This window comes from Paenibacillus rhizoplanae (assembly GCF_042684125.1).
Classification (GTDB): Bacteria; Bacillota; Bacilli; order Paenibacillales; family Paenibacillaceae; genus Paenibacillus_AQ; species Paenibacillus_AQ rhizoplanae.
On record NZ_JBHUKY010000023.1, the window covers coordinates 231,794 to 244,918 of the forward strand.

The following is a 13,125-nucleotide window of genomic DNA, read 5'->3' on the forward strand; positions in this document are numbered from 1 at the left end:
TCAGTATGCCTCCATCTAGGCGGTGACTCCGGCTTCGCTGCCGGCAGTCTGGAAGCCGAAATACCCGGCTGCGTTATTGTAGGAGATATCCCGGGCCATAGCCCCCAGAACTTCTAGGTCATCCGGCGCTTCCCCGCGTTCGGCAAGTTCACCGAGCAGTCCGCACAGGACCCGGCGGAAATATTCATGCCGGGTATAGGAGAGGAAGCTGCGCGAATCGGTCAGCATGCCGACGAAGTTGCCGAGCAGACTGCCTTCGGCCAGCAGGGTCAATTGCTGGCGCATGCCGCTGCGCGTATCGTTGTACCACCAGCCGGAGCCGAGCTGGAGCTTGCCGGGAGTGTCCTTCTGGTAGCAGCCCAGCAGAGCCAGCAGGGCAGGGTAGTCGCCGGGATTCAGCGAGTAGAGGATCGTCTTCGGCAGGCCGCTGCCGCTCTCGGCCCGGTCAAGCAGCTGCGACAGCGCTGTGGTCAGCGGCAGATCATTGATGCCGTCATAGCCGGTATCCGGTCCAAGCCGCTGGAACATCGGCGTGTTATTGTTACGGTAAGCATGCAGGTGAAGCTGCATAGTCCAGTCCTTGTCATGGTAGAAGCCGATCAGCGCGGTCAGCAGTTCTGTGCGGTAGCGGGTGATTTCCTCCGGTGACAGCGCAGCACCCTGCATTCTTTTGGCAAAAATAGCCTCCACCGCCTCAGCTTCACCCGCTTCATAACGCAGGACATCCAGCGCATGATCCGAGAGGCGGCAGCCCTGCTCGTGGAAGAAGGCAACCCGGTTACGCAGGGCATCCAGCAGCCCGGCATAGCTCTTGACCGGCAGGCCGGAGGCCGACTCCAGCTTAAGGGTCCAGGCGGCGAAGCCTTCTGCATCGATGTTCAGCGCCTTGTCAGGACGGAAGGTCGGGAACACCTGGAAGGCGGTCTCACTCCCGCTCAGCAGCTTGTGATACTCCAGGGAATCTGCCGGATCATCGGTGGTGCAGATCACCTTGACACCGCTGCTGCGGATCAGACCGCGCCGGGTGAAGCCCGGTTCAGCCAGCTTACGGTTGACCTTCTCCCAGATGGCCGGCGCCGTGGCTTCATTCAGCATCTCCTCTACACCGAAGAAACGGCGGAGCTCCAGATGCGTCCAGCTGTACAGCGGGTTGCCTACTGCCTTAGGCAGTGTACGGGCCCAGGCCAGAAATTTATCATAATCAGAGGCGTCACCGGTAATATGCGATTCAGGCACGCCGTTCGCGCGCATCAGCCGCCACTTGTAATGATCGCCATACAGCCAAGCTGCGGTCAGATTCTCAAATGGCTGGTCCTCATAGATTTCGCGCGGGTCCAGATGGCAGTGGTAATCGATAATGGGCATGGTTTTGGCGTGATTATGAAAGAGTAGCCGTGCTGTTTCGCCGGACAACATGAAGTCCTCGTTTAGGAACATGAATAGGATCTCCCTTTGGGTGGATTGGAATAAGTACTACTACAAGGTAACGCCAGTTTTGAAAATAGCCAGCTCACGCACTTCATTCTGCTCGTTCCGTGTTTTTTGGCCGCTGGCGACATCAATGATATACGTGATGAATTCCTCCAGCACATCGGCCATCGGCGTCTCCAGCAGCGGACCCGCGTTGAAGTCCATCCAGTGGCCTTTTTTGGCAAAAAGGTCGTTGTTCGTTGCTACCTTAACCGTAGGCACAAAGCTGCCGAACGGCGTGCCGCGGCCGGTTGTGAACAGCACGAGCTGGCAATCCGAAGCGGCAAGTGCGGAGGCAGCGACCAGATCGTTGCCGGGAGCCTGCAAGAGGCTCAGCCCTTTTTTGCGCAGCTTCACGCCATACTGCAATACATCTACCACTGGCGACGAACCGGCCTTCTGGGTGCAGCCGAGCGATTTGTCCTCCAGCGTGCTGATGCCGCCGGCCTTGTTACCGGGAGAAGGGTTCTCATAGACAGGCTCGCCGTAAGAGAGGAAATACTGCTTGAAGTTATTGATCAGCGAGACGATATCTTCATAGACTTCCTTGCTCTCTGCGCGGGCCATCAGCACCTTCTCCGCACCGAACATTTCCGGCACCTCCGTCAGTACCGAGGTTCCGCCCTGAGAGATAATGAAGTCGGAGAATGCGCCCAACAGCGGGTTGGCCGTGATGCCGGAGAACCCGTCAGAGCCGCCGCATTTCAGCCCGATGTTCAGCTCGCTCAGCGGAACCGGCTCACGAACGTCGTTCGCAGCGGCTTCATACAGCTCCTCCAGCAGCACAAGACCGGCTTCCACCTCATTGCCTACCTCCTGGGCCACCAGGAATTTAACCCGGGATTCGTCATGATCGCCCAGCATGCTGCGGAACTCGGAGACGATATTATTCTCGCAGCCAAGGCCGAAGACGAGTACACCGCCTGCATTAGGATGATTGACGGCATCGAGCAGAATGCTGCGGGTCATGCGGTGGTCATCGCCCAGCTGGGAGCAGCCGTAAGGGTGCTTCAGCACGGTCAGGTTGTCGAATCCGCCAAGATCGGGATGCTCGGCCTTGAATTCCTTCAGCATCTGCTCGGCCACGCCGTTCACACAACCCACGGTCGGAATAATGAACAGATCATTACGGATGCCCACCTTGCCGTTGCTCCGCCGGTACCCCTGGAAGGTCAGATCACGGCGCGGATAGATTACCGGATGGACATCAGGCACATACTCGTATTCTTCCTCGCCGGACAGATTGGTTTTGATGTTATGCGTGTGAATCCAGTCGCCTGCGGCAATCGGAGCCGTGGCATGACCGATTGGGGAACCGTATTTGGTAATGATGTCTTCGCTGCTGAAATCAGTCAGGGCAATCTTATGACCCTGCGGAATATCCTGCGCTGCCTGCACCGTCAGTCCGTCTATCGTCAGTTCTTCTCCGGCCGCAATCGGCCGCAAGGCTACAGCTACCGTATCTCTCGGGTTCATTTTCATTAAGTTCTTCATGTTGGCCCTCCTAAAAGTTTGTAAGCTATACTTCCCTGAGCTTCTTCGTACAAACGCGCGGGTTCAGCTGACGAGTTCCTGTAATGCTGCGCGGGAATCTTCATGCTCCAGCTGCTGCAAGTGGGCGGAAACGGCATCAGCCAATCCCGGAAGCTGGGCCAGATCCTGTCCCCATAGGCTGGTGTCCGCAAGAATAGTGTTCACAAAGCTGGCCGGCTGGCTCCAGGCCTGATCGAACACTGCCAGTACCTCTGCGCCGTCCTGCCGGGGAATACGGTCGCCCCGGTAGCTGAGCAGCAGGGCGGCGAAGGCGAGAGTCATCCGCTCCGGAAGCTTGCCGCGTTCCTGCTGGTAGCGAAGCAGGACCGGGAGCAGGCGGGCCTTGAATTTGGAAATGCTGTTGAGCGAGATGGAGGTCAGCTCATGGCGGATGAACGGATTGCGGAAGCGCTCTTGTACGGCATCGGCGTAGGACAATAGCTGCTCAGCAGGCAGATCCAGCATCGGGATCAGCTCCTCTTCGATCAACTGCTTCACGAAGTGGGAGAAGGTACTGTCATTCATGACGTCTTCAACTGTCTCAAGACCGGCGAGCAGGCCCAGTGGGACCATAGCGGTATGCGGTCCGTTCAGCAGATGAACCTTGCGTTCGCGGTAAGGGGTCATATCCGGTGTCACCACGACATTCAGTCCGGCCTTAGCCAGTGGCAGGCGCTCTGCCAGAGACTCCGGCCCTTCAATAACCCAGAAGAGGAACGGTTCTGCGGTCACCATCACGTTATCGAGATAGCCGAGCTCAGCTTCGAGGACAGCAGCCTGGTCACGCGGATAACCAGGAACAATCCGGTCCACCAGACTGCAGCAGAAAGTGTTCTCGGACTTCAGCCATTGCAGGAATTCCGCACCAAGATTCCAGTCAGCTGCATAACGTTCTACGATCTCCTGTAATTTCTCGCCGTTGCGGTCAATCAGCTCGCAGGGGATAATGACGAAGCCTTTCTTACCAAGCTCGAAGCGGCGGTGGAGCAGTGCAGTCAGCTTGCCCGGGAAGCTCTTAGGGGGAGCATCGTCTGCGCGGTCGCCTGGAAGATAGGCAATGCCGGCTTCGGTAGTATTAGAGGTAATGAACTCCAGATCATCATTCTCGGCGAGCGCGAGATAAGCTTCATAATCCATGTATGGGTTAATCACCCGGCTGACCGAGCTGATAATTTCGCGGGAATTGACAGTCTCGTTGTCCATGATGCCATTAAGAAGCACGGTGTAGAGGTTGTCCTGAGCGGCCATCAGATCAGCTACTCCGCCGGTTCCCTGCGCAATGGGCTGAATGAGGACAGCGCTTCCGTTGAACAGACCCTGATTGTTCATTTGCTGCAGCTGCCAGTCTACGAACGCACGCATGAAGTTGCCTTCGCCGAACTGAATCATCCGTTCCGGATGGAGGGTTAGCCCCGGGTAAGTGCTTCTGGATAAACGGTTTGTCATAGTGGTCATGATCTCCTTTAGAATACAGTGATAAATTGCACACGTTAACATTTTATTTTAAGCAAGATCCGGAATTCCTTCTCTTATCCAGGAAGGCTCCGTATCTGCAGAAAATAGCGGGTGGGTTGAATTAGAGTTATACTCCTGCAACCGTATCCCGCACAACGAGCGAAGTCTTAACGAACAGCTGCTGCGGCGGGGTCTCCGGCTGCTGAAGCAGCTGGATCAGCATGGTGATGCCCAGCTCACTGATCTCGGCAATCGGCTTGCGTACGGTGGTTAGGGCAGGATTCGTATAGCGGGCGAACATTATATCATCGAAGCCGATCAGCGAGATCTGCTCAGGCACCCGGACCTTGTGGGCATAGCAGGCATTCATGGCGCCAATCGCCATATCATCATTGGAGCAGAACACAGCCGTAGGCCGGTCCTCCAGGCTAAGCAGCTTGCTCATCGCCGCATATCCGCTCTCAATGCTGTAATCTCCTGAGGCAAAATAATCAGGATTCAGTGGAAGCCGGCCTGCAATCAGACTGTCCAGAAAGCCCTGCTTACGTTCGCTTGAGGACTTGAAGCCGGGCTTGCCTTCAATAATAGCCAGCTTGCGGTGACCCTGCTGCACAGCATAATCAATCGCTTCCTTCACGCCTTCGCGGTCATTGGCCACCACGTTCATGATGCCGGGGTCCTCCAGCTGGCGGTTCAGCACCACTAGCGGAATGCCCATCTTCTTCACATGATAGATGAAGGCATTATCTTCATCGCTCTGGCTCATGACCAGAATGCCGTCGAAGCGCTGTGGCTGAATATTGCTGAAATGCTGCACACCATCGATCCCGTTCACCGTCAGATTATAGTTCTCATCGAGGCTATGCGTAATGCCTTTGATCGCATCCACCAGGAAGCTTGCGGAAGTCCCCTGCTCAATACTGGAGAAGAACAGGCCGATGATGAACGATCTCTTGGTGACCAGGCTCTTGGCACTGTAATTCGGCACATAATTCATTTCAGCGGCGATCCGTTCAATTTTATCCCGGGTGGCCTTCTTGATCAGCGGGTTGCCGTTCAGCGCCCTGGATACGGTCGTATGAGACACACCGGCAACACGGGCAATATCTTTGATGGTAATCATAGGTTCTCCCCGGGTACATGGAATTGTTAACGATTTCAGTTTAGTTCTCCAGCAGCGTCAAGTCAATAGTTTATTGAAATGCACACGTTAATATTTTGTGAAAAATGAACGCAAAAACAGACCCGGATCAGGGCCCAGGGTCTACGTTTGAAGAGGGGAGGGAGAATAACAGGCGAGCGCTGCTTCTCCTCTGATAAAGAGACCCCGTAGCCTTCTCAGGCATGGTTGTGCTGGAATTTCGTAATGTCGCGGGCGTAGTGCGAGGTGGTGCCATCGAATCTTTTCAGCCGGACATATTCGTCAGAGAATTTCTCAACGACTCCGCTGCCTACCTGGGAGTACATTCCGTCAGGGTCAAGCTGGAGGGCAGATACGAAGGTCTGTGACAGTGCAGCTACGAAAAAATCAATATTTTTAACAAGTGTCTGTGGCAAAAGTCCCAGTCCTTTCATCGAAATATAATTCATCCTCAGCGGGAAAAAACTTAAATCTTATTGTACGACAGGCTGCCGGATTTGAACATAGGCTATACTTGGTGTATATATATCCAGCCAGCCGAAAGTTGACACAGGGATGTCCGGTTCGTATGTTATGCTCTCATTATAAGTGAATCCAATTACATCAGCAGGAGGAATTCAAGAATGGCCGAACCCCTGAAAGCAATGTACAACCAAGAATTCCTGCACAGCCTGGGTATGAAAATTCAAGCCGTCTACGGTTCGTTCGAGCCGGACCGCTTCATTGCTGAGGCGATGAAGGAGCCGTGGGAGGAGCTGGAGCTGAAGGCGCGGATGCGGCGGATTACAGAGACGCTGGGCGGCTGCCTGCCACCGGCCTATGAGGAAGCGCTGAAGATATTGTATGCGATAGATAAGGACTGTGTCGGCTTCCCGTATCTGATTTTTCCCGATTTCGTTGAGGTATATGGCCGAAGTGAGGAGCACTGGGAGCTGTCGATGGAGGCGCTGGAGCGGTTCACCCAGAGGTCCTCGGCGGAATTTGCCGTCAGGCCGTTTCTGCTGCATGATCCGCAAGCGATGATGGACCAGATGCTGGTCTGGGCGGAGCATCCGGGGGAGCATGTGCGGCGGCTCGCCAGCGAGGGCAGCCGTCCCCGCCTGCCGTGGGGCCAGGCGCTGCCGATGTTCAAGCGCGATCCGTCTCCGCTATTGCCGCTGCTGGAGAAGCTGAAGGCTGACCCGTCACTCTATGTGCGCAAAAGTGTAGCCAATAACCTGAACGATATCGCGAAGGATCACCCCGATATCGTGATAGCCACCGCCCGCCGCTGGCTGGGCAGTGACGCGAACACGAACTGGATTGTGCGGCATGGCTGCCGTTCTCTGATCCGCAAAGCTGACCCTGAGATCATGGAGCTGTTCGGATATGCTCCGGAGGAGAGCGGCACCCCGCTGGTCAGCTCGGCTGTCCTTACGGCAGACCCGGCTGTACTGCGGATCGGAGAGCACTGTGAGCTGCAATACGCTCTGACCATCCGGGAAGGTGGACCAGTACGCATCCGTATCGAATACGGGATCAACTTCGTCAAGGCCAGCGGTAAGACCTCACGCAAGCTGTTTCTGTTATCCGACAAAACCGTGCCCGGCAGCACCAGACTCTCCGGTACCCGGACCCACCGCTGGGCCAACCTGACCACACGCAAGCACTATCCCGGAGAGCATACCCTTGTGCTGCTTGTGAATGGACGGGCGGTTGCCGATACCTCACTGCTGCTTGAGCCGGAGCTGTAATTGCGGAGATCCTAGAAGTGTCCATACCCAAATAAAGCGGATGTTCCGGCAGCCTGTTCATGGCTTTCGGGACATCCGCTTTGTTATAGGTGCTATTATTCGCTAGGGTTGGCTCTGGCTGCTAGTCATGAATATTCCCGGCCATTTTGAGCCGTTTGGCAATCTCCTTGAATTCCTCGGCAGAGATGCCCGGTGCGAATTCTTCCTTCGATTCCGGGGCTTCGGGGATAGGGAAGCCTTTCGGTACGCCCTGAATGACCTCAAGCGGAAGCCCGTCCTCGGGGTGAGTACCCTTCCAGATCTGGTCAATGGAGCTGAAATCCTTATCGCTCCAGGTGTACAGCTTCGTATGGACGCCTTTTTCCTCGTACTTCCTGGCTTCATTGAACGCTTTGTTGTCCAGGGAAGGAATCGGCACCAGCTTGGTAACATTAACGCCTGTGGCAATCTCCAGGGCCTTGGCGTAAGCAACCACGTGAACGCCTCCACGGACAAGCAGGAAGCCGACTACCGCCCGGGCCGCAGGGTGGTCGGTCATTTCGTAGACCTTCATTTTGTGGGTTCTGGCTCCGCATTCCAGGAAGAAGTTATGCAGCAGATCCTCCACCAGGTTGCCGCTGTTGAACACATTGGCTCCGGTCCATGGATTGCCCATGGAATCGAACGGCATGGCTCCCTGTGCACCTGCCAGGAAGTGATAAGACAGCCGTGCATCTTTGACATCCGCAAGCGGCGTAGAATCCGGCTTCTTATAGGCCGTGGAACCTCTTAGACATTTATTCACGGCGTGGGAGACCAGCTCAACATGGCCCAGCTCCTCGGCGGTAATACTCATCACCAGGTCGTAGAAGGGCTTCAGCTTGTCCTTGGAGCGGAAGTTGAAGGACTGGTACAAGTAGTTATTGAGTGTTGACATTTCACCGAATTTGCCTCCGAGCAGCTCTTGAACGGCTGCTGCGGCATTAGGATCTGGTTTCTCGACGTCCGGGATTTCAATCATAATCTCATCCATACGTGTGAACATGGTGATCATCCTCCTCAGCAATAGGTGTAAGCATACTTGTCTATCTTACACCTATTTCCAGTTCTTCAAACATCACCGCTGAGGAAGCTGGACATGCAGCTCATGATTGTTCTTGGGCTGCTGCGAGGCCATCTCCAGAACATAGCTTCTCGTTCCGCTTGCCGGGGCATCCTGCCAGAGCCGGTAGCCTTCTGTGGCGGTCACGGCAGCATTGCCCGTACTGGCCGAGCCGGCGAAGTAATTCTCGTTCAGCCTTCCGACAACGTCAGCCATTTGCTTCAGCTCAGCCTCCGTATAACGGGCGTAGGCGGGGTCTTCAGCCAGACGGGAATAACTCCGGGTGGCAGACCGCTTGCGGAAATTGGCCTCACTGTAGGCCCTGAAGCCCAGCAGGTTAGGATCGGTATTACCGGTGGCTGCCGCCCACTGATCCATCCCTAATCTTGCAGTGCTGTAATCCAGAGACTGACGGGCGGAGGAATAGGTTAAGAGTCCATATTGATGGGGAAAAACAGATAAGGCACTGCTGGCGATGTCATAGATGCGCTGCCCGTCATGACTATATTCACTGATATCCTGGATGTGTATATGTCCGCTGAGAACCGTCCGCACGCCGGTCTTCATCAAGGCATTTGTAACCTTGGCATGATCCTCTACAGTGAAGCCCTCCTGAATGAATTCACTGTGATTCAGCAGGCTGTGATGCATGACCGTCACGAGCTGCGCGCCTGCGGCAGCGGCCTTCGCGCCGCAGGCGGCGATCCATTCCAGAGTCCGGTCGCTGACCCGGCCCTCCAGCTGGGGATGGCCCAGCTTTTTATTGTCCCCGTACTGTGCAGTATCCAGCATGAGCAGCCATAGCTCCTCCGACGGGGCAGCCAGATAGCTGAGCGAATCCTCATCTCTGAGCAGGGCTTCATCATAACCGAAGCCGCCATAGATTTTGCGGAATGCTGTGGCGCTCACGGAATCAGTAGTGTATTGGCGCTTATCGCGGAAGCTCCGGGCCCAGGGATTCTGGATATCATGATTGCCCGGAATCACATAGATCCGGGTTCCGGTGTCTTGCTCAATGCGCTTCAGATGTCCGGCCAGCTCCTTATGGCTGGCTTCTTCACCGTTGTTGCTGAGATCCCCGCTGATAATCAAGACATCCGGCTTGCGGATTCCGATATCATAGCCCAGCGCCTCCATCATCTCCTTGCTGTAGCCGAGCTGCTTACCGTCACCGGCAGCCAGAAACTGCTGGAAGGCAGGCCCGAGATCCCTTAGCTCCTGCGCTAAATAATGGGTATCGCTCGTTGTCAGAATACTCAGATCATGGCCGGACTGAATCCGGTATTGCGGCTCCGTCTCCGCTACATCCTGTCCGCCGCACGAGGAGAGCATCAGGAGCAGAAGAGGAAGGATAGCGTACTTGCGGATGAACTTCATTAGGCCAGCACCTCTTTTCGCGGGTAACAACAGGAAAAAAGGGGTGTTCTCCCCGGCCGCTTGCCCGAAGAGGAACACCCCGCACCTTGCCGCATTATTTTTTCACTTCAGTGACGCCGGTTACCTTCCCCTGGTCTGCTGCGGAATAGGTAGCCTGGTATTTGTCATCAGAGAAATAGACATTACCTTCAATGGTGGCATTCACGACGGCGAAGCCGTCAGCCTCTACATAGACATCACCCACAAAGGTCCCTCCCTGAATCCGGGCATTCTCGCTGCGGATCGTCAATTTCGGGGCGGTGAGCTTGAAGGAGTTCGTGATGTTGTGATCAGCATCCTGGGTATAGAGCGCGATTTTGCGGGCAGGCTCTTCCTTATGGATGAATTGTCCGTCGAGCACAAGCTCCTCAGTGAAGCTCAAGTCGTTCAGCGTAGCTGCAATCCAGGTGCCGTCTTTGCTGATTGCTTTCTTGAAGGCTTCCCCGTTATCGACTACTGAAGCTGAAGTGACTGCATCCGGTGCAGCGGTCGCCGCCGTATTGCCCGTGTTCGCTGCTGTGCCAGTGTTGCCTGCATTTTTGTTTGCGTTGCCGCAGCCGATGAGCAGGGTCAGGGTGAATGCCGCAAGTATTACTGCGATCTTTCTCATGTGAATAACCTCCTTGGGGTGTGTAAGGGTGAGATGTTTACCGATCGTTCTATTAATGGTAAAATAGACCACGAAAGGAGCATGATCATGGCGCGAAGCAAAGAGTTTGACATTGATGATGTATTGCTCAAGGCAATGACGATTTTCTGGCAGCAGGGCTATGAGAAGACTTCAATGCAGGATCTTGTAGCCGGCATGGGAATTCACAAGCGCAGCATGTATGACACCTTTGGAGACAAGCATACCTTATATATAAAAGCGCTGGAGCGCTTTGCATCGATCCAAAGCTCCAGGCTGGAGAGCCGCATTGAAGGCATTACCTCGGCCAAGGCAGCTATCCGCCTTTTATTCGAAGCCACCATCCATAGAAGTGAAGCGGAGCCGAAAGGCTGTATGCTGGTGAATACGGCAGTGGAGCTGTCGGTTCATGATCCGGAAGCTGCTGAACGGGCGAATGAGGCTTTTTTGAATACCGAGAGATTAATTGAACAGCTGATTCTGCATGGACAGGAGACCGGAGAACTATCCTCCCGGCATCCGGCCCCGGCGCTTGCTGCTTATCTGCACAATGCCCTGGTGGGACTGCGGGTTATGGTCAAGGCAACGCAGGATACGGGCAAGCTCCAGACCATTGCCGATACTACGCTTGCTGTGCTGGAGTGAGCTGCCGTATTAGTATGAACGCGCCTGCCGGTAATTATCCAATATATATTTGGGCTGGCAGCAGGCGTGCGAGCGTATTCAGGCTTCAATATGAACGCGGTATGAATTACAATATGATTCTGGATTAAGGTTACACCGGCAGGAGGGAGCAAGAGGAATGGCTAAGCAGAAATACTACGTAGTATGGGAAGGAAAGCAGCCCGGAGTCTACAATACATGGGCGGAATGCCAGGCGCAGACGGATCATTACACCGGAGCGAAATATAAGTCCTATGAGAGCAAGGCGGCTGCTGAGACAGCCTTCAAGGCAGGCTGGAAGGGCAACTGGGGAACGGGTACGGCAGCTTCAGGAGCGTCTAGTACAAGCAAGTCAGGCAAATCGTGGGGACGGAGTGCCGGCGTGGAGACGTCTGAGGAGATCGATTATGACAGCATCTCTGTGGATGTGGGCACCCGGGGGAATCCCGGACCGGTAGAATACAAAGGCGTGGATACCCAGACCGGGGATGTGATTTTCTCCTGCGGTCCGATTAGTAAAGGGACTAATAACATCGGAGAGTTCCTGGCGATTGTGCATGCGCTGGCTCTGCTGGGCCATGAAGGCAGCCGCAAGACGGTCTATAGTGATTCTGTCAATGCAATGAAATGGGTCAAGCAGAAAAAGGTAGCTACGACCTTGCCCCGGGATGCCTCCACGGAGGAGATCTGGCAACTGATTGACCGGGCGGAGAGCTGGCTGCGGAGCCATACCTATGACAACAAGGTGCTGAAATGGCAGACGAAGTCATGGGGCGAGATCAAGGCGGACTATGGCCGCAAATAAGTTCCTGTTATTCTGGTTAATAACAGGTAATGAAACAATACTAATAGCAGGGTAATTGGGAGGAGAACAGGATGTTCGGCAACGATTGGGATGAAGTGCTGCAGGAAGAGACGCAGAAGCCTTACTTTGAGGAATTGCGCTATGCCCTGGCACGCGAGTACAAGCAGTATACAGTCTATCCCCCGAAGGACAAGCTGTTCTCGGCGCTGAAGCTGACGCCCTACAGCAAGACCCGGGTAGTCATTCTCGGACAGGACCCGTATCATGGCGCAGGACAGGCCCATGGCCTTAGCTTCTCGGTCGAGCCGGGTGTACGGATTCCGCCGTCACTGCGCAATATCTATGCTGAGCTGCATAATGATCTCGGTGTTGAGGTGCCGGGCCACGGATCGCTTCTGCACTGGGCGGAAGAAGGCGTGCTGATGCTGAATGCCGTGCTGACAGTACGCGAGGGCCAGCCGAATTCGCATAAGGGTCTGGGCTGGGAGACCTTCACGGATGCCATCATGGAGAAACTGAATGAGCGGACAGAACCGATGGTCTTCATCTTGTGGGGCAGCCATGCCCAGCTGAAGGGCGCGGTAGTGGACCGCAGCAGACATAAGGTGATCCAGTCCCCGCACCCGAGCCCGTTCTCTGCACACCGCGGATTTCTCGGCAGCCGCCCGTTCTCGCAGGCCAACCAGTATCTGGAGCAGCATGGGCTTAAGGGCATAGACTGGTCCATACCGAAGGTATAAGTAGTTCAGGCACAGCGGAGGGGGTGGAGCCATGAAGCATTGGGTAGGCAGACCGGTCATTATGTACTGCGGCGAGCAGCCATATACGATCATGAAAGGCGTTCTGCGCAGATGGGATCTTGCAGCTTCGGTAGCCGTCATCGGACATCAGGAGATTGCCGTCCCTTTTCGCGATATTGTGTACATCAAAGCACTGGCTCCCAAAGAGAGAGCATTGCCCCCGATTCTTCATTCGGTCGGCTATATCATGAGAGAACGTCTGCAGTTTGATAATGCCGTCTATTTCAAATCAGCAGTTACCGTCTGGAAAGGGGACCAGCTGGTTGCGTTCAATGCGACGATCATCGCACATACCAAAGGCTCCGTGACGCTGCGCGATGGTCAGAATTTGCCTAAGGGCAACCACACTTTCGTGGTCCGCTCGCTGCGGGGCTGAAGTCTAGATACATCCAACTGTGTA

Annotated in this window: 13 protein-coding genes; 5 read left to right on the plus strand and 8 right to left on the minus strand. The window is 55.0% G+C overall.

The genetic code is table 11. The annotated features are described in order from the left end of the window. Positions 1-15: 15 nt before the first annotated feature. From uxaC to ACFSX3_RS14045, 5 genes are all read right to left on the minus strand, one after another. A complete protein-coding gene (gene uxaC, locus ACFSX3_RS14025; RefSeq protein ID WP_209984613.1) occupies positions 16-1,437 on the minus strand; it encodes a glucuronate isomerase in 1,422 nt (473 codons plus the stop codon). Between the two features lie 39 nt (positions 1,438-1,476). Further along, positions 1,477-2,964 carry a UxaA family hydrolase gene (locus ACFSX3_RS14030; protein WP_209984610.1) on the minus strand — a complete coding sequence of 496 codons (1,488 nt, stop codon included), beginning with the start codon at positions 2,962-2,964 and terminating at the stop codon, positions 1,477-1,479. A 63-nt stretch (positions 2,965-3,027) separates the two neighbouring features. Beyond that, positions 3,028-4,449 (minus strand): tagaturonate reductase, encoded by a 1,422-nt coding sequence (locus tag ACFSX3_RS14035; RefSeq protein ID WP_209984606.1) that lies wholly within the window; start codon positions 4,447-4,449, stop codon positions 3,028-3,030. A gap of 136 nt (positions 4,450-4,585) precedes the next feature. Continuing rightward, positions 4,586-5,581, minus strand: coding sequence for a LacI family DNA-binding transcriptional regulator (locus ACFSX3_RS14040; RefSeq protein ID WP_209984603.1), 996 nt, complete (start codon positions 5,579-5,581; stop codon positions 4,586-4,588). Positions 5,582-5,796: 215 nt separating this feature from the next. Beyond that, positions 5,797-6,033: a hypothetical protein gene (locus tag ACFSX3_RS14045; RefSeq protein WP_076079962.1), complete on the minus strand. Its 237-nt coding sequence runs from the start codon at positions 6,031-6,033 to the stop codon at positions 5,797-5,799. Positions 6,034-6,222: 189 nt separating this feature from the next. Here ACFSX3_RS14045 and ACFSX3_RS14050 point away from each other — a divergent pair, with 189 nt between their 5' ends. Then, entirely contained in the window at positions 6,223-7,332 is a 1,110-nt protein-coding gene (locus ACFSX3_RS14050; protein WP_209984599.1) for a hypothetical protein, read from the plus strand. Positions 7,333-7,453: 121 nt separating this feature from the next. Here the strand turns inward: ACFSX3_RS14050 and ACFSX3_RS14055 are convergent, their stop codons facing one another. The 3 genes from ACFSX3_RS14055 to ACFSX3_RS14065 all read right to left on the minus strand — a co-directional run bounded on the left by ACFSX3_RS14055 (position 7,454) and on the right by ACFSX3_RS14065 (position 10,439). After that, the gene (locus ACFSX3_RS14055) at positions 7,454-8,356 is read right to left on the minus strand and encodes a manganese catalase family protein (protein ID WP_209984596.1); all 903 of its coding nucleotides are present in this window, start codon (positions 8,354-8,356) and stop codon (positions 7,454-7,456) included. Between the two features lie 72 nt (positions 8,357-8,428). After that, positions 8,429-9,790, minus strand: a complete 1,362-nt coding sequence (locus tag ACFSX3_RS14060) for a metallophosphoesterase (protein ID WP_209984594.1) — start codon at positions 9,788-9,790, stop codon at positions 8,429-8,431. A 94-nt stretch (positions 9,791-9,884) separates the two neighbouring features. After that, positions 9,885-10,439 (minus strand): hypothetical protein, encoded by a 555-nt coding sequence (locus ACFSX3_RS14065; RefSeq protein ID WP_209984592.1) that lies wholly within the window; start codon positions 10,437-10,439, stop codon positions 9,885-9,887. Positions 10,440-10,526: 87 nt separating this feature from the next. Between ACFSX3_RS14065 and ACFSX3_RS14070 the strand changes: the two genes are divergently transcribed. The 4 genes from ACFSX3_RS14070 (at position 10,527) to ACFSX3_RS14085 (ending at position 13,101) form a co-directional block, all read left to right on the plus strand. Further along, positions 10,527-11,102, plus strand: coding sequence for a TetR/AcrR family transcriptional regulator (locus ACFSX3_RS14070; RefSeq protein WP_209984589.1), 576 nt, complete (start codon positions 10,527-10,529; stop codon positions 11,100-11,102). Positions 11,103-11,259: 157 nt separating this feature from the next. Further along, positions 11,260-11,925: a ribonuclease H gene (gene rnhA, locus ACFSX3_RS14075; protein ID WP_209984586.1), complete on the plus strand. Its 666-nt coding sequence runs from the start codon at positions 11,260-11,262 to the stop codon at positions 11,923-11,925. A gap of 71 nt (positions 11,926-11,996) precedes the next feature. Then, positions 11,997-12,665: a uracil-DNA glycosylase gene (ung, locus tag ACFSX3_RS14080; protein WP_209984584.1), complete on the plus strand. Its 669-nt coding sequence runs from the start codon at positions 11,997-11,999 to the stop codon at positions 12,663-12,665. Positions 12,666-12,696: 31 nt separating this feature from the next. Continuing rightward, complete coding sequence (locus tag ACFSX3_RS14085; RefSeq protein ID WP_209984581.1) at positions 12,697-13,101, plus strand: hypothetical protein; 405 nt, start codon at positions 12,697-12,699, stop codon at positions 13,099-13,101. The last annotated feature ends 24 nt before the right edge of the window (positions 13,102-13,125 follow it).